The 16,586-nt window shown below is 69.7% G+C and carries 17 protein-coding genes; 14 read left to right on the forward strand and 3 right to left on the reverse strand.

What is annotated here, in order from left to right; genetic code table 11:
• Nucleotides 1-312 precede the first annotated feature (312 nt).
• Nucleotides 313-729: a GtrA family protein gene (locus tag ACZ7SW_RS13965; RefSeq protein WP_470230955.1), complete on the reverse strand. Its 417-nt coding sequence runs from the start codon at nt 727-729 to the stop codon at nt 313-315.
• A gap of 1,837 nt (nt 730-2,566) precedes the next feature.
• Between ACZ7SW_RS13965 and ACZ7SW_RS13970 the strand changes: the two genes are divergently transcribed.
• Nucleotides 2,567-2,872, forward strand: coding sequence for an iron-sulfur cluster biosynthesis protein (locus tag ACZ7SW_RS13970; protein ID WP_470230765.1), 306 nt, complete (start codon nt 2,567-2,569; stop codon nt 2,870-2,872).
• Between the two features lie 200 nt (nt 2,873-3,072).
• Here ACZ7SW_RS13970 and ACZ7SW_RS13975 read toward each other — a convergent pair whose 3' ends face one another.
• Nucleotides 3,073-4,200 (reverse strand): glycerate kinase, encoded by a 1,128-nt coding sequence (locus ACZ7SW_RS13975; protein WP_470230766.1) that lies wholly within the window; start codon nt 4,198-4,200, stop codon nt 3,073-3,075.
• Complete coding sequence (locus ACZ7SW_RS13980) at nt 4,197-5,144, reverse strand: 2-hydroxyacid dehydrogenase (protein WP_470230767.1); 948 nt, start codon at nt 5,142-5,144, stop codon at nt 4,197-4,199. Before ACZ7SW_RS13980 ends, ACZ7SW_RS13975 begins: the two co-directional genes overlap by 4 nt.
• Nucleotides 5,145-5,577: 433 nt before the next feature.
• Between ACZ7SW_RS13980 and ACZ7SW_RS13985 the strand changes: the two genes are divergently transcribed.
• The 13 genes from ACZ7SW_RS13985 (at nt 5,578) to ACZ7SW_RS14045 (ending at nt 16,583) form a co-directional block, all read left to right on the forward strand.
• Entirely contained in the window at nt 5,578-6,387 is an 810-nt protein-coding gene (locus tag ACZ7SW_RS13985) for a CoA transferase subunit A (protein WP_470230768.1), read from the forward strand.
• Entirely contained in the window at nt 6,384-7,139 is a 756-nt protein-coding gene (locus ACZ7SW_RS13990; RefSeq protein ID WP_470230769.1) for a CoA-transferase subunit beta, read from the forward strand. The genes ACZ7SW_RS13985 and ACZ7SW_RS13990 overlap by 4 nt, the downstream gene beginning before the upstream one ends.
• Nucleotides 7,136-8,317 (forward strand): thiolase family protein, encoded by a 1,182-nt coding sequence (locus tag ACZ7SW_RS13995; RefSeq protein ID WP_470230770.1) that lies wholly within the window; start codon nt 7,136-7,138, stop codon nt 8,315-8,317. Before ACZ7SW_RS13990 ends, ACZ7SW_RS13995 begins: the two co-directional genes overlap by 4 nt.
• A 16-nt stretch (nt 8,318-8,333) precedes the next feature.
• Nucleotides 8,334-9,068: a protocatechuate 3,4-dioxygenase subunit beta gene (pcaH, locus tag ACZ7SW_RS14000; protein WP_470230771.1), complete on the forward strand. Its 735-nt coding sequence runs from the start codon at nt 8,334-8,336 to the stop codon at nt 9,066-9,068.
• Nucleotides 9,065-9,616, forward strand: a complete 552-nt coding sequence (gene pcaG / locus ACZ7SW_RS14005; protein ID WP_470230772.1) for a protocatechuate 3,4-dioxygenase subunit alpha — start codon at nt 9,065-9,067, stop codon at nt 9,614-9,616. Before pcaH ends, pcaG begins: the two co-directional genes overlap by 4 nt.
• A 29-nt stretch (nt 9,617-9,645) precedes the next feature.
• The gene (gene pcaD, locus ACZ7SW_RS14010) at nt 9,646-10,425 is read left to right on the forward strand and encodes a 3-oxoadipate enol-lactonase (protein ID WP_470230773.1); all 780 of its coding nucleotides are present in this window, start codon (nt 9,646-9,648) and stop codon (nt 10,423-10,425) included.
• Complete coding sequence (gene pcaC, locus ACZ7SW_RS14015; protein ID WP_470230774.1) at nt 10,422-10,823, forward strand: 4-carboxymuconolactone decarboxylase; 402 nt, start codon at nt 10,422-10,424, stop codon at nt 10,821-10,823. Before pcaD ends, pcaC begins: the two co-directional genes overlap by 4 nt.
• A gap of 10 nt (nt 10,824-10,833) precedes the next feature.
• Entirely contained in the window at nt 10,834-11,640 is an 807-nt protein-coding gene (locus ACZ7SW_RS14020) for an IclR family transcriptional regulator domain-containing protein (protein ID WP_470230775.1), read from the forward strand.
• A gap of 8 nt (nt 11,641-11,648) precedes the next feature.
• Nucleotides 11,649-12,248, forward strand: a complete 600-nt coding sequence (locus ACZ7SW_RS14025) for a nucleotidyltransferase family protein (RefSeq protein WP_470230776.1) — start codon at nt 11,649-11,651, stop codon at nt 12,246-12,248.
• A gap of 249 nt (nt 12,249-12,497) precedes the next feature.
• On the forward strand, nt 12,498-13,376 hold the full coding sequence (locus tag ACZ7SW_RS14030) for an AAA family ATPase (protein WP_470230777.1): 879 nt from the start codon (nt 12,498-12,500) through the stop codon (nt 13,374-13,376).
• Nucleotides 13,377-13,869: 493 nt separating this feature from the next.
• Nucleotides 13,870-14,241, forward strand: coding sequence for a hypothetical protein (locus ACZ7SW_RS14035; protein ID WP_470230778.1), 372 nt, complete (start codon nt 13,870-13,872; stop codon nt 14,239-14,241).
• Nucleotides 14,242-14,362: 121 nt separating this feature from the next.
• On the forward strand, nt 14,363-15,478 hold the full coding sequence (locus tag ACZ7SW_RS14040; protein ID WP_470230779.1) for a vWA domain-containing protein: 1,116 nt from the start codon (nt 14,363-14,365) through the stop codon (nt 15,476-15,478).
• The gene (locus tag ACZ7SW_RS14045; protein ID WP_470230780.1) at nt 15,471-16,583 is read left to right on the forward strand and encodes an XdhC family protein; all 1,113 of its coding nucleotides are present in this window, start codon (nt 15,471-15,473) and stop codon (nt 16,581-16,583) included. The genes ACZ7SW_RS14040 and ACZ7SW_RS14045 overlap by 8 nt, the downstream gene beginning before the upstream one ends.
• Nucleotides 16,584-16,586 lie beyond the last annotated feature (3 nt).

The following is a 16,586-nucleotide window of genomic DNA, read 5'->3' on the forward strand; positions in this document are numbered from 1 at the left end:
GGCAACCCTGCGACCGTCGCTGTCTTGGGGTCAACACTCTGTGATGTTGCGGTTGCAGATTTTTCGATCGAATGAGGGATCGCTGCGGTTATTGCGACGCTCCGTAACCTTAAGCGGCCGGAGGTCGACCGTCCACATTTCAACTACGAATACCCCGTTAGCAGCAGTGGTCTTGACACAAACGAGACCAGTCGACGCACAGTACGAGTCTGGTCTCGCAGCATGTGCGGATGTCCGATTTGATGCGTCACGAAGAGTGACGGACGGATAGCACAACAGGGAGTGGTCGCACTGCGGGTAGAACGGGTTCCACTACCGTTGGTGATCTTGCCGAGCGTCACTTCGCCCTGTCCGGGCGAAAACCCACCAGCGCAGAACGGCGAACCGGACGACCCCGCCGACGAAACTGGCCGCGAGAAGCACTGCGGTCTGCTGTCCGGCAGACGGATGCGCGACGACGGCGTCGAGGACCGCGAGGACGGCCGATCCGTAGCCGGCGTAGAAGGCGAACGTGACGAGATCCTGGAGATGGCGCTTGCCCGCGCGGCTGCTTCGCTTGGCGAACGTGACCCGGCGGTGGAACTCGGTGTTGCCGACCGTCGTGATCGCGAGCGCGGCGAGATTCGCCCATTGCGCGCCGATTTCCGGACGGAAGGCGAGGAAGAGGACGGCCTGCAGCCCGGTGGTGACGACACCGGCGGCCAGGTACCAGGCCGCGTGACCACCGATCTCGCGGCGGCGGGCGGTGCGGTCGGCGGAGTGGTTTGGCCGATTATCGGCGACGGTCGGGAGTGCTGGATGCGCAGCGAGGACGGCGGCTCGATTCGGGTGGGGTAGGTCGGGGTCGGTTCCGGTTGCAAGATCCATTGCGGATCGGGGCGGACGGCTGGTTTCAGCGGCGATGTCGTTGGCGGGCTCTGACGGGCGCAGGTCGGGGGCGCCGGTTACCGCCATGTGGCGAGAGCTGTTCGGATTAGCCATTGAGTGGCGACTGGTTTGTTGACTGCTGGTGTCTGGGTGCCGTGGTGCGGTGTGGTCGGTTGGCGCTTCGAAGTGGAGGCTGTTCGGATTAGCCGCTGAGTGGCGACTGGTGTGTTGGCTGCTGGTGTCTGGGTGTTGCGGGTCGGTTGGCGCTTCGAGGTGGGCGCTGTTCGGGTTGGCCGTTGAGTGGCCACTGGTGTGTTGGCTGTTCGTGTCCGGGTGTCGTGGTTCGGTGTTGTTGGTTGCCGCTTCACGGCGAGAGCCAGTCGGATTAGCCACCGAGCGGCGACGGGCGTGTTGGCTGCTGGTGCCCGGGCGCTGTGGTTCGGCGTGGTCGATTCCCGCTTCGCGGCGGGCACCCTGAGGGTCAGCCGCTGAGTGGCGACTGGTGACCTCCGACTGCAGAGGCGTGGCATTGCCCGTGGCCGCTTGGCGGCGACTGGCGTTCGTGTCGGTCACCTGGTCGTGGCTGGCGAGCTCATCCCCGGGACGGGGCGGCAGCGCGGCCGCAGGGGCAGTTGCCGTGCCGTGGCGATTCGCGTTCGCCGCCAGGTGGCGACGGGCGCTCTCGTCCTCGGGCTCTGGTGGGAGCGGATCGGCGGCACCGTCGGTTGTCCCTCGATGGTCGGCGCTCGGATTCGCCGCTAGGTGGCGACGGGCGTTTTCCTCGCGGCCGTCGGCATCGGAGTCCGGCGAGGCGCGGCGAGTGTTGAGCTCGTCGGCGAGTGCGGCTGGGTAGTCGTGCTCTGCGTGGCACTGGTCGGACTGCGAGGACCGGCCCGAAGGCTCGTCGAGCGTGCGGAATTCCGGCATGGCGTCGGTCGCGGCGTCGCCGAGCGGGGCGTTGCTGGCGGCGTCCGGGCCGGGTTTGCGCCGGGGGCGGATTCCGATCCGGCCGCGCGGCATCCACCTGGTGGTGGTCATGGGTCCGACGCTAGCTCCGCTTCGCCCGTCGATGCCCGGGCAGACCGCAGGAACCACTGTGATTCCGACGACAGCCGTTCGGCCCGTTTCATCGGATGACGTCTCGGGTAGCTCACACGCACAATCCGGACTTTCGGGAGGTGCCCGTGAGCAATTCCGGTGACGACGCTCCCCGTGAGAGTCAAGCACCCGGTGCGGACAGTTCCCGTGTCGATTCGTTCCGTACGCCCGCGCCCAGAACTGCGGTGCGTGCTGGAACAGGCTCTGGCCAGGTCCGCGAAAGTCAGCGTGCGGGGGAGCGGCCGGAGGCCCGGCCACCCGTGTCCGGCGGGGCAGCCGACGGATCGGCGAGCGCTGACGTGGCCGGGGAGCCGGTCAGCGCCGGCGAGGCAGGACCGGGGCAGTTCGAATCGGCCGGCTCTGGCTGGCCCGCGGATCCCAGACCGGGCGAGCGGGTCGACCACGGGGGCTGCACGGTCGCCGACGCGATCCGGTCGGCTATGGCCCGAAGATCCTGATCTCAAACGTATTTGTGACAGGTTCCACCGCCGCGGCAACGGTCTCGCGCTCACACTGCGCGACCGTCATGCCGCCTTTAGCGTGAAAAACCACCCTGCAACCGACCGCGCGCATCCGACTGCGACGAAGGGAAGGCCGAAAGATGCTGACCGTTACCGAAGCCGCCGCCGAGGCGATCACCGCGTTGACCGCTGAACAAGGCACTGGCTCCGAAGAAAGCGGCCTGCGCTTCGCGCTGCAGAGCATGGAAGGCGACGGTGCCCAATTGGCGCTGTCGGTAGCCCCGGCCCCGGAGGACGGCGACCGCGTCGTCGGTGCCGACGGCGGGGCGAAGGTCTTCCTTGAGCCGCAAGCAGCCGCGTTGCTCGACGACAAGGTCTTGGACGTTCAGCAGGACGACACGGGCGACGTCGCCTTCGCCGTTCTGCCCCAGCAGCAGTCCGCCTGACGGCTGCGCCAGCGCCCGGCCACGGGGTTCGCGGGGCGGTGTCCGTCCGCTGATCCCGTGTGCCGTTCGCCGGTACCGCCGGATGTCTCGGGGCGTCCGGTGAATTGATTCTTGGGTGGCACTCCCGTCCAAGACATGGGTTGTCCAGACGGCTGCGTAGGTAATGGAGCGCTCCTGCGGTTGATCGCGGGAGCGCTCTGTTACTTGGTGCGCAGCCAGTCTTGAACCAGCGCTGCGGCCCGTTCGCGCAGCAGTTCCGCGGCGTGGGCGCGGGCGTAGTCCAGCGACGGTGCGTGGTCGATCAGCGCGCTGCTGCCCACGACTCCCAAGCCGGCCAGTGCGTCCGCGTCCAGCTGGATCCGTCCGGCGAGCACCAGCAGCGGGATGCCCGTCCGCCCGGCGCGGGCCGCGATGCCCGCCGGGGCCTTGCCGGACAGTGATTGTTCGTCCAGCGAACCCTCGCCGGTGATCACCAGGTCAGCACCAGTCAGTGCGTCGTCGACTCCGGTCAACGCGGCGATCAGGTCGAAGCCGGACTCGACCGTCGCGCCGAAACCGGCGATCGCGCCCGCCGCGACACCTCCGCCAGCCCCGGCTCCCGGCAGGTTGGAGACGTCCGGCGCGCCAGCCTGCACGAGTGCCTTCGCCCAGTGCGACAGTGCTTCGTCTAGAGCTTGGACGTCGTCCGGGGCGGCACCCTTCTGCGGGCCGAATACGGCCGCCGCACCGTTCGTGCCGAGCAGCGGATTCGTCACGTCTGTCGCGACCGCGACCGGCACCGTGCCCAGCCGTTCTCGCACTGGACCCAGATCGACGCGCGCGACCTGTGCCAGCGACCCGCCGCCGTGACCGACCGGCGCACCCGACGCGTCGAGGACGCTCGCGCCCAGCGCGGCCAGCATCCCGGCACCGCCGTCGGTGCTCGCGGTGCCGCCGACGGTCAGCACGAGCCGCCGCGCTCCGCGGGTCAGGGCGTCGTTCAGCAACTCGCCGACGCCCCACGTGTGCGCGGCCAGCGCGACCTCCCGGCTCGGCGTCACGAACTCGATGCCGCACGCACGCGCCGATTCGATGTAGGCCGTGCCGTCGAGCAGCACGTACCGCGCCTCGACCGGTTCGTCGAGCGGACCGCGCACCGACAACCGCACCATCGAGCCGCCCGCGTTCTCGAGTACCTCCAGCGTCCCTTCGCCGCCGTCGGCGACCGGGCACGCCGAGATCTCGGCGTCCGGCAACGCATCGCGCACGCCGTGCGCGATCGCTTCCGTCACCTCGACCGCGGTCAGGCTTCCTTTGAACTTGTCCGGTGCGATCACGACCCGGGTCATCGGCCGACCTCCGTCAGCGGCTCGGCGCCGGCGAGCACCGAGACGACGTTGCGCGCGGCCAGCACCGCCATCGCCGTACGCGTTTCCACCGTCGCCGATCCGAGGTGCGGCGTCAGCACCACGTCGTCGCGCTCCAGCAGCCGTGGCTCGACGTCCGGCTCCTTCTCGAACACGTCCAGCGCCGCGCCCGCGATCTCGCCGGCTTCGAGCGCGTCGGCCAGCGCCGACTCGTCGACCACCGGACCGCGTGTGGTGTTCACCAGGTACGCGCTCGGTTTCATCGCCCGCAACGCGTCCGCGTCGACAAGGTGCCGGGTCTCGGGCGTCAGCGGACAGTGCAGCGACACGAAGTCGGAACGCCGCAGCAGCTCGGCGAACGACACGAACTCGCCGTCGAAGTCCGGCTTCGCCGACCGTCCGGAGTACACGACCCGCATCCCGAACGCCGCCGCCCGCGTCGCCACCGCGCGGCCGATCTGCCCGAGCCCGACGATGCCGAGCGTCTTGGCCTGCAGTCCGGACCCGAGCAGGAAGCCGAGGTGGAACGACCACGGCTGCCGTGCGCGCAGCAAACGTTCGCCTTCGCCGAGCCGCCGCGAAACGGCCAGCAGCAATCCGAACGCGAGATCCGCGGTGGCGTCGGTGAGCACGCCTGGCGTGTTGGCGACCACGACCCCGCGTTCCGCCAGTGCACTGACGTCCACGTTGTCGTAGCCCACCGCGACGTTCGCGACGACCTTCAGCTCGGGACCCGCCGCGTCCGCGACCGAGCCGTCGATCCGGTCGTGCAGCATCGACACCACCGCGGCCGATCCGGCGACGAACTTCCGCAGTTCACCGGGCGTGAGCGGCCGGTCCTCCGGCGAGATCTCGACTTCGCCTGCCTCGCCGAGCACCTGCACGGCCTCGTCCGGGATCCAACGGGTGACAGCGATCTTCGGCATGCGGAGCAGCCTAATGCCGACCGTGCCGCCCGAGCGAGGTTCGCGGCGCGCTCACCGCCGGACACCCGCCTGAGCTGCGACGGAGCGTCCAACCGCGACAGAACGCCGCCGACGCGGACAGTGCCCGAATTCCGCATTGCGGTACCACGCAACGAAATTCCGGTCTGCCGCCGACCACGCCGCTCTGTGCCGGCCGCGAAACCCGTTCGCCGAATCCCAGCGCACCGTGTTGTCTTATCGCCTCACCTCATTCCTCTCGAAGTCCGCGAACCTCGCGCTGTCTTCTGTCGTCTGTCCGGACGTCCGCTTCACCCTTTGGCACTCCCACGGGCGGCCGGATCGTGTTATGTTCTTATGTAGAACTTCTGTGCGCTATGCGAACACGCTAGCACGGAACGGCGGAAGCAGGAAGATCCAGACGGAAGGGCTCGTGATGGCAAGGGTGCTGTCGCTCGGCGAGGCGATCGCCGAGCTGGTGCACGACGGGGACACCGTCGCTCTCGAGGGCTTCACGCACCTCATCCCCGTGGCGGCGGGGCACGAGATCATCCGTCAGGGCAGGCGGAACCTCACGCTCGTGCGGATGACGCCGGACATCGTCTACGACCAGCTCATCGGCGCGGGCTGTGCGAGCAAGCTGATCTTCTCGTGGGGCGGCAACCCCGGGGTCGGCTCGCTGCACCGGTTCCGCGACGCCGTGCAGCACTCGTGGCCGGCGCCGCTGGAGATCGAGGAGCACAGCCACGCGGGCATGGCGAACCGTTATGTCGCAGGCGCTTCCGGGCTTCCGTTCGCCGTGCTGCGCGGCTACACCGGCACCGATCTGCCCGCGCAGACGGACACGATCAAGCCGATCACCTGCCCGTTCACCGGCGAGCAGCTCACCGCGGTGCCCGCGCTGAATCCGGACGTCACGATCGTGCACGCGCAGCGCGCCGACCGGTCGGGCAACGTTCAGCTGTGGGGCATCGCTGGCGTGCAGAAAGAAGCGGTGCTCGCGGCGAAGCGGTCGCTGGTCACGGTGGAAGAGGTCGTCGACGAGCTGGAACCCCGGCCGGGCGTGCTGGTCCTTCCGTCGTGGGCGGTCACCGCGGTGGCCGAGGTGCCGCGCGGCGCGGCTCCCTCGTACGCCGCTGGGTACTACGAGCGGGACAACGCGGCGTACCAGGAGTGGGACGAGATCGGACGGGACCGCGAGGAATTCGCCAAGTGGCTGAACGACTTGACCGGGGTGAAGGCATGAGCGAGTACACCGCCGACGAGATGATGAGCATCGCCGCGGCGCGCGCGCTCGGCGAGGGCATGTCGTGTTTCGTCGGGATCGGATTGCCCAGCACGGCGGCCAACCTGGCCCGCCGCACGCACGCCCCGAACCTCACGCTGATCTACGAATCGGGTTGTCTCGGCGCGAAACCCAGCCGGCTGCCGCTGTCGATCGGCGACGGCGAGCTGGCCGACACCGCCGACGCGGTGGTCAGCGTGCCCGAGGTGTTCAACTACTGGCTGCAGCCCGGCCGGATCGACGTCGGGTTCCTCGGCGCGGCGCAGCTGGACAAATTCGGCAACATCAACACCACGGTCATCGGTTCCGACTACCACGATCCGAAGGTGCGCCTGCCCGGCGCGGGCGGGGCGCCGGAGATCGCCGCGTCCTGCAAGGAAGTGTTCGTCGTGCTGCGCCAGAGCAAGCGCACCTTTGTGGACAAGGTCGACTTCGTGACGTCGTTCGGCCACGGCGCCGGGCGCGGCGACCGGGAACGGCTCGGCCTGCGCGGAGCCGGGCCGACGCTCGTGGTCACCGACCTCGGCCTGATGCGGCCCGATCCGGAAACCGCGGAGCTCACGCTCACCGAACTGCACCCCGGGATCGAGCTGGAACAGGTCGTGGAAGCGACGGGGTGGACACTGAAGGCGGCCGCGGACCTCAAGACCACCCCCGCGCCCACTCAACGCGAACTGACCCTGCTCCGCGAACTGAAGAAGGCCGGCGAATGAGCGACGCTTACGTACTCGACGCGATCCGCACTCCCTTCGGGCGCTACGGCGGCGCTCTCTCCGGCGTGCGCCCTGACGACCTGGCCGCGGGCGTCCTGCGCGCGCTGGCCGAGCGCAACGGGCTCGATCCGTCCACTGTGGACGAAGTGGTGCTCGGCGACGCCAACGGTGCGGGCGAGGACAACCGGAACGTGGCGCGGATGGCCGCGCTCCTCGCGGGCTGGCCGACGTCGGTGCCCGGCGCGACGGTGAACCGGCTGTGCGGGTCCGGCGTCGAGGCGGCCATGCAGGCGAGCCGGGCGATCCAGGTCGGCGACGCTTCGCTGGTGGTCGCGGGCGGCGTCGAGTCGATGAGCCGCTCGCCGCTGGTGATGCCGAAGCCGGACAAGGCTTTCCCGGCAGGCAACCAGACGCTGTACAACACGGCGCTCGGCTGGCGGATGGTCAACCCGGCGATGCCGTCGCAGTGGACCGTTTCCCTCGGCGAGTCCACCGAGCTGCTCGCCGAGCGCTACGGCATCAGCCGGGACGAACAGGACGCCTTCGCCGCGCGCAGCCACGTGAACGCCGCGCGGGCGTGGGACGAGGGCTTCTACGACGACCACGTGGTTCCGGTGGAAGGCGTCGAGCTCACCCGGGACGAGGGCATCCGGCCGGACTCCTCGCCGGAGAAGCTCGCGAAGCTGAAAACGGTGTTCCGCAAGGAAAACGGCACCGTCACGGCGGGCAACGCGTCGCCGCTGAACGACGGCGCGTCGGCGTTGCTGCTCGGTGACGAGGCGGCGGCCGAACGGCTCGGCAAGACGCCGCTTGCCCGGATCGCCGGCCGCGGCGCCGCGGGAGTCGACCCGGACGTGTTCGGCATCGGCCCGGTGCGCGCGGCGGAGATCGCGCTCGAACGGGCAGGCATCGGCTGGAACGACCTCGCCGCGGTGGAACTCAACGAAGCGTTCGCGGCACAGTCGTTGGCCTGCCTGAAAGAATGGTCGAAGCTCGACCCGGAGATCGTCAACGTCAACGGCGGAGCCATCGCGATCGGGCACCCGCTCGGCGCGTCCGGCGGCCGGATCATCGGCTCGCTGGCGCATCAGCTCCGCCGTACCGGCGGTCGCTGGGGCCTCGCGGCGATCTGCATCGGCGTCGGCCAAGGTCTCGCTGTCGTGCTCGAGAATCGCTGAGGAAAGGGGAGGCATCGTGGCTATACCGACCGACCGGCGCCTGCCGCAGTACCGGCCTGATCCGGACGGCACCCACCCGCCGCTCGACTACGCGCCGTACCGCTCCACCGCGTTGCGGCATCCGACGCAGCCGCTGGTCCTGCTGCCGCAGATGCTCACCGAGGTCACCGGTCCGCTGCTCGGCCCGGGGCGGCTCGGCGAGCTCGACAACGACCTCACCCGCCAGCACTCGGGCGAGCCGCAGGGCCAGCGGATCATCGTCACCGGCAGGCTTCTCGACGGCGACGGGCGGCCGATCCGCAACTCGCTCGTCGAGATCTGGCAGGCCAACGCGGGCGGCCGCTACCGGCACACCGGCGACCGCTGGCCGTCGCCGCTCGACCCGAATTTCGACGGGCTCGGCCGCACGCTGACCGACGACGACGGACGCTACGAGTTCACCACCATCAAGCCCGGCGCGTACCCGTGGAAGAACCACGACAACGCGTGGCGTCCCGCGCACATCCACTTCTCGGTGTTCGGCTCGGCGTTCACCCAGCGGCTCGTCACGCAGATGTACTTCCCGGACGACCCGCTGTTCTCGCAGGACCCGATCTTCAACTCCATTCCGGACGAGAAGGCGCGGCAGAGGATGATCTCCCGGTTCGACCTCGACCGCACCGAGGAGGAATGGGCGCTGGCGTTCCAGTTCGACATCGTGGTGCGCGGGCGCGAACAGTCGGTGTTCGAGGACGAGGAGGAGGACGAGTGAGGCTGGAAGGCACGCCTTCGCAGACCGTCGGGCCGTACCTGTCCATCGGGCTGCCGTGGGACGACGGGCCGTTCGTGGTCCCGGAAGGCACCGAAGGCGCGGTGTGGATCCGCGGCGGAGTGTACGACGGTGCGGGAAACCCGGTCCCCGACGCGATGATCGAGACGTGGCAGGCGGATCCGGACGGCGGGTTCGACCATCCCGACGATCCGCGCGGCAAGTCCGGCGATCCGTTCCGCGGATTCGGCCGGTGTCCCACCGATGCCGAAGGCCAGTACCGGATTCTCACGGTGCTGCCTGGAGCGGTGCCGGACGCGGACGGGGCTCCGCAGGCGCGGCACCTCGACGTGTCGGTGTTCGCTCGCGGGCTGCTGAACCGGGTCGTCACGCGTATTTACTTCGAGGACCAGGACAACTCCGGCGACGCCGTGCTGGCGAGTGTTCCCGAGGAACGCCGGGACACGTTGCTGGCCAAGAAAGACGGCACCGATTATCGGTTCGACGTGCGTTTGCAAGGCGAAGGCGAGACGGTGTTCTTCGCGGTCTGACCGGCCGTGTCCATTGTGGAGGTTCAAGCGTGAGCAGTGTCCGGGTGCACCGGGTCGTCGAAGGCCCGGCGTCGGGTCCGGTAGTGGTGTTCTCCAACTCGATCGGGAGCGACCACCGGATGTGGGAGCCGCAGGTCGCGCCGTCGACCGAGCGCGGATTCCGCGTGGTCCGGTACGACACGCGCGGCCACGGGTCGTCGCCGGTGCCGCCGGGGCCGTACGACCTGGCTGACCTGGGCGGCGACGTGCTGGGGCTGCTCGACGACCTCGGCGTCGAGCGCGCGCACTTCGTCGGCCTGTCGCTGGGCGGGATGACCGGGATGTGGCTCGGCGCGCACGCCGCGGAGCGGTTGGCGAGCCTCACGCTGTGCTGCACGTCAGCGCTGCTCGGGCCGCCCGAGATGTGGGCTGACCGCGCGCGCCTCGTGCGGGCGGAGGGCACTGCGGTGGTCGCGGAAGCGAGCGTCGGGCGCTGGGTCACGCCGGGTTACGCGCAGGCGCATCCGGACCAGATCGCGTACCTGCGCGAGATGGTCGAGGCCCAGCCCGACGAGGGGTACGCCGGCTGCTGCGAGGTGATCGAGCGGATGGACCTCACCGGCGACCTGCCGAAGATCTCCGTCCCGACGCTGGTGATCGCGGGCGCCGACGACCCGTCGACGCCCGCCGAACCGCACGGGCGGGTCATCGCGGACGGAATCCCCGGTGCCCGGCTCGAGGTCGTCGCCTCCGCCGCGCACCTGGGCAGCTACGAACAGCCGGACGAATTCACCCGGCTGATCCTCGAGCGGATCACGGAGGAACAGTGACCGGAGACCGCTACGAGGCGGGCATGCGGGTGCGCCGCGAGGTGCTCGGCGACGAGCATGTCGACCGGGCGGTCGCGCGGACCACCGAGTTCAGCGAGCCGTTCCAGGAGTACATCACCGAAGCGGCGTGGGGTTCGGTCTGGACGCGCGACGGCCTCGACCGGCGGACCCGCAGCTGCATCACGCTGGCCGCGCTCACCGCGCTGCACTGCCACGACGAGCTGGCCATGCACGTCCGCGCGGCGGTGCGGAACGGGCTCACCGCGGACGAGATCCGCGAAGTCCTGCTGCACACCGGCGTGTACGCGGGGGTCCCGGCGGCGAACACGGCGATCGGGATCGCCCAGCGCGTCCTCGCCGAGCTGGGAGAACCGACCGCCCAGCCACCAGCCGGATAGGCTTCCCCGCATGGAAGCCGACGACCAAGCCGAACGCGGCGCGCACCACGTGCAGTCGCTGGAACGCGGGCTGGCGGTGATCAAGGCGTTCAGCGCCGAGGCTCCGCACCCGACGCTCAGCGACGTCGCGCGCGTCACCGGACTGACCCGCGCGGCCGCCCGCCGGTTCCTGCTGACGCTCGTGGACCTCGGCTACGTCCGCACCGACGGCAAGTACTTCTCGCTCACCCCGCGCGTGCTGGAACTCGGCTACGCCTATCTGTCCAGCCTCACCCTGGCCGAGATCGCGCAACCGCACCTGGAACGGCTGTCGGCGGAAGTGCACGAGTCGAGTTCGGTGTCGGTGCTGGAGGTCACCGACATCGTGTACGTCGCGCGCGTCGCGGTGTCGCGGATCATGACGGTGAGCATCAATGTGGGCACGCGGTTCCCCGCACACGCCACCTCGATGGGGCACGTGCTGCTCGCCGACATGGACCGGACCGAACTGAACGCCTACTTCATCGTCGCCGACCTCAACCAGCTGACCGCGCACACGCTCACCCAGCGCGCCGCGCTCGAGGCCGAGCTGGCCCAGGTCCGGGAACAGGGCTGGGCGATGGTCGACCAGGAACTCGAAGAAGGCCTGCGTTCGGTCGCCGCGCCGATCCGCAACCGGAGGGGGCGCGCGATCGCCGCGGTGAACATCTCGACGCACGCGAGCCGGACGCCGGTGGACGTCGTCCGGACTCAGTTCGTTCCGCCGTTGATCGAGACCGCGTCCGCTATTTCGGCGGAGCTCGCCTCGGTGGCTCCCGGACGAGCGGTCAAGGGCTGAGAGCGCCGATGCCGGAACCGGTTGCCGGACTGCTGCTCGCCGCCGGGGCGGGGCGGCGGTTCGGCGGGCCCAAAGCGCTGGTCGAGTACGACGGGGAACCGCTGGTCCAGCGGGCGGTCCGGAACCTCGCCGAGGCCGGGTGCGCCTCGGTGCGGGTGGTGGTCGGCGCGTCGGCTGACCAGGTTCGGGAACTGCTGCCGCCGGACGTCACTCCGGTGCTTGCCGCGCGGTGGCAGGACGGGATGGGGGAGTCGCTGAAGGCCGGGCTCGAATCGCTGACGGAGGTGTCGGAGGTGGCGGCGGTGGCGGCGCTCGTGCACCTGGTGGACCTGCCGTGGGTGCCGGCCGCGGCGCTCGCGCGGATCGTCGGGGAGGCTTCCGAGGAGGCGGTCGTTCGGGCTGCTTACCAGGGGATTCCCGGGCATCCGGTGTTGTTCGGACGGCGTTGGTGGGGCGAGATCGCGGGTTCGGCGAATGGGGACCATGGGGCGCGGGACTGGTTGCGCGGGCGGGGTGACGTACGGCTTGTCGAGTGCGGCGATCTCGGCAGCGGCAGCGATGTCGATCGGCCGGGGGATCTGGCCGGGCCTGGCGCGGAACGGCGATGACGGCGCGGGTGGTGCTCGGCTGGGCTGGCGGGTGGAATCCGCCTGGGCGTGTTGGGGTGCGGGCCTAGGCGCGTTGGGGCGGCTGGGCTGTGGGAGCTTGCGGTTTGTCTTGTCGGGACGGTGTCGGCGCGGGCTGGGTGCGGTGAACAGCGGGGTCTGTAGCCAGACGATGGCTCGGTTTACCGGATTGTGCCCGGCCGGACGGCGGCGAACGGCGAACCTGGCGGTCGCGGATTTACGATCGGGGATGTGACAGAGTCCCTCGCCTCGCCCGACGCGCTCGCGGCCGCCCTCGACACCACCGGTTACCTCGCCGACGAGGGGCTGGCCACCGCGGGATTCCTCGCGACGCAGATGCAGCGTCCGCTCTTCTGCGAAGGCGAGCCGGGTACCGGGAAGACGTCGCTGGCGCTCGCGCTGTCCGAGGCGCTGCAGTGGCCGTTGATCCGGCTTCAGTGTCACGAGGGCATCGACGCCGCGCAGGCGCTCTACGAATGGGACTTCCCCCGTCAGTTGCTGCACCTGCGTGCGCTCGAAGCGGCCGACGGCGGACGGCTCGACGCGGAAACTGCCGAGCGTTCGCTGTACACGGAGCGGTTCTTGCTCGCGCGTCCGCTGCTGCAGGCGCTCACTACGACGCCGTGTGTGCTGCTCGTGGACGAGATCGACCGTGCTGACGATGAGTTCGAAGCGTTTCTCCTGCAGTTGCTGGACGAATACACCGTCACGATCCCGGAGTACGGCGAGGTGCGTGCGGAACAGCCGCCGCTGGTCGTGCTGACGTCCAACCGGACTCGCGAGGTGCACGACGCGCTCAAGCGCCGGTGCCTTTACCACTGGCTCGAGCATCCGGACCTGGCTCGGGAGATCAGCATCCTGCGCCGTCGGCTGCCCGGGATCGGCGAGACTCTCGCCCGGCAGATCGCCGACGCGGTGCACCGGCTGCGGGCGATGGATCTTCTCAAACCGCCCGGTGTCGCCGAATCCCTTGACTGGGCGCGGGCTTTGCTCGCGCTCCAGCGCGACGAACTGGACGCCGCGACGGCCGCGCGCACCCTCGGCGCGGTGCTGAAGTACAGCGAGGACCTCGACCGGGTGCGGGCGAAGCTGGACACCCTGTTCTCCTGAGCTTGCGTCCACTATGGACGGTCAAGTAATTCCGTTGCGGCGGGGTGCGGGATCGGGCATGCTTGAAGCATCACTGGATGACTTCGCCGACTTCGCTGATTTTTGTGCCTGTGACTGTTGACTGTGCCGGAAGGAGGGCTCGTGACCGCCTCCGTCCGGACTGCCCTCCTGGTGCTCCGCTGAGTTCCGTTCTTTCCTGAAGGTTCCGCGCGCCCGCCTTGTGCTACCGGGGTCGGCCGCTGCGCGCAACCACGGTCCGCGCACGCTGTCCCGGAGGCGGGACGGCGTGCGCGGCCGCCCTTCGCCGGTGCCGTGGTTTGGTGCGGGGGTGGGTTGCCGTCGGGATTGTTTGGTGGCGCGTGGCATTTGCCGATCTTGAGCGGCTCGGTTCGGTGCGGGAACGAGATGGGGTTCGTTGCTGTCTCTGGTGCGCGGGGATCGTGTGGCGTAGCCCTCTGGGTTGGTCGTCGAACGGCGGAGTGCGTTGTTTGGAGTGCGCGGGCGCGAGCTGGAGGGGAACGGTCCGCAGGTCTCGTGGCGCGGTGAGTTCGAGCAGGACGGAACATCTGCGGGGCCGACGCGGTTGACGCTGGAATGGCGGTGCGGAGGAACGCTGGCGAGCTGGAGCAGCTCAAGCCGGAACCGTCGCGCGCCCAAGAGCTTCGGCGAGACCAAGCACGTCGGCTCGCCCAAGAACCTCCGCGTGCCCATGAACCTCCGCGTGCCCATGAACCTCCGCGTGCCCATGAACCTCGGCCCGGCCATGAACCTCGGCCCGGCCATGAACGTCCGCGTGCCCAAACATCTCTGCATGGCCACAAACCCCTGCGCACCAAGATCACTGCCGACAACCGGCACCCTGTGACCGGCCAACCGCACCTCACGGTGGCCGAACCGGTCGCTGCCAGCGCGGGCGAAGGACGTCTCGGCCAGGCAGGATCGGCTGTCGCGGCGCGGGTTCCGGCATTGGGGTCACAATGGTGGACATGAACACCGAAGTCGCTGACCCTCTCGCCGGTTACGCGGGGTTCGCGGCGGCATTGCGCGAGGCGGGCGTCGCCTGTGACGCGCGGCGGGTGCAGGCGTATCTGTCCGCCGTGGCGAAGGTTGATGTTGCTCGGCCGACGCAGCTCTACTGGGTCGGGCGGTTGACCCTCTGCTCCGACCCCGATGACTTGCCTCGCTACGAGGAAGCTTTCGCGCGGTGGTTCGAGGGAGACGACAGTCCGAAGGCGACCGCGGGGACTCCGGTGCGGAAGCAGGCCCGGATCGCTCCTCTCCTCGCGGCTGCCGGCGACGGGGACAGCACCCAGGAATCTCACGACACGCTCCGCGTCGCGGCCAGTGATCATGAGGTTCTCCGGCATCGGGATCTCGCCGAGCTCACCAAAGCCGAGCGGGCGCATTTGCGGGAGTTGCTCGCGACGCTGCGGCCAGTGCTGCCCCGGCGGCGGGCGGCGCGGCGGACGCCGGCGCGTCGGGGTGCGCTTGATCCGGCGAGGACTCTGCGGGCCATGCTCGCGTCCGGTGGCGAGCCTGTTCGGCTGGCGCATCATCGCCGGGGGACGCGGGCTCGGAAAGTCGTGCTGCTGATCGACGTTTCCGGCTCGATGAGCCCGTATGCCGACGCGTTGCTGCGGTTCGCGCACGTCGTCGCGCGGGCGGCGCCGCTGTCGGTCGAGGTGTTCACGCTGGGTACTCGGATGACCCGGGTGTCCCGTCAGCTCCGGCAGCGCGATCCGGAACAGGCCATGCTCGCCGCTGGCACCGCGGTGCCTGATTTCGCTGGTGGGACGCGGCTTGGCGAGACGCTCAGGGTGTTTCTCGACCGGTGGGGGCAGCGCGGGTTCGCACGACGCGCGGTAGTCACCGTGTTCTCCGACGGGTGGGAGCGCGGCGACGTCAGCCTGCTGGCCGAACAGCTTGGCCGGCTGCGCCGCCTCGCGCACGCCGTATTCTGGGTGAATCCGCACGCAGGGCACGAGGGTTATGCTCCGGTCCAATCCGGCATCGTGGCCGCCCTGCCGCACATCGACCGGTTGCTGGCCGGGCACAGCCTGGCGACCTTGGAACGACTCCTCGGGGAGATTGCCGATGCGTGACGTACTGGACGACGTGTACCGCCGCTGGCAGGCGGGCGAAACAGTCGGGCTCGGCACGGTGGTGGCGACGTTTTCGTCGGCGCCGCGAGCGCCGGGAGCGTCGATGATGGTCGCGCCGGACGGGACGGTCGTCGGGAGCGTGTCCGGCGGTTGCGTCGAGGGCGCGGTCTACGAGCTGGCCAACGAGGTCGTCGCCGAGCGGAAGCCGGTTTTGCAGCGCTACGGCGTGAGCGACGACGACGCCTTCGCGGTCGGGCTGACCTGCGGCGGGATCATCGACATCTACGTCGAGCCGGTGGACCGCGCGTCGATGCCGGAGCTGGAGCGCGTCGTCGAGTCGGTGCGCAGCGGCGAACCGGTCGCGGTCGTCACGATCGTGGAGCACGAGACGCCGGGACTGGTCGGCGAGCACATGATTGTGTGGCCGGATCGGGTCGAGGGGTCCCTTGGCTCGTCCCGGATGGACGATGCCGTCGCCGACGACGCGCGCGGGCTTCTCGCCGCTGGACGCACCGGGACGCTCCACTACGGACCGGACGGGCAGCGTCGCGGCGAAGGCATGGCGGTTTTCGTGAACTCGTTCGAACCGCCGCCGCGACTGCTGGTGTTCGGTGCCATCGACTTCGCTGCCGCGATGGCACGGATGGGTGCTTATCTCGGGTATCAGGTGACGGTCTGCGACGCGCGTCCAGTGTTCGCGACCAGCAGCCGGTTCCCAGAGGCGCACGACGTGGTCGTCGACTGGCCGCACCGCTACCTGAAGGCCGAGGCCGACGCGGGCCGGATCGACGCGCGGACGGCGATCGCGGTCCTCACGCACGATCCGAAGTTCGACGTGCCGCTGCTGGAGGTCGCGTTGCGGCTCGACGTCGGGTACGTCGGCGCTATGGGCTCGCGCAAGACGCACGACGACCGGTTCGCCCGGCTCCGCGAGGCGGGGATCACCGAGGGCGAGCTGGAACGCCTGTCGTCGCCGATCGGCCTCGACCTCGGCGCGCGTACGCCGGAGGAGACGGCGGTGTCGATCGCCGCGGAGATCATCGCGCTGCGCTGGAGCGGGACCGGACGGCGGCTGGCGGCGCTGACCGGGCGGATTCACAGCTGAGCG

This window comes from Amycolatopsis sp. NPDC114484 (genome assembly GCF_055633755.1).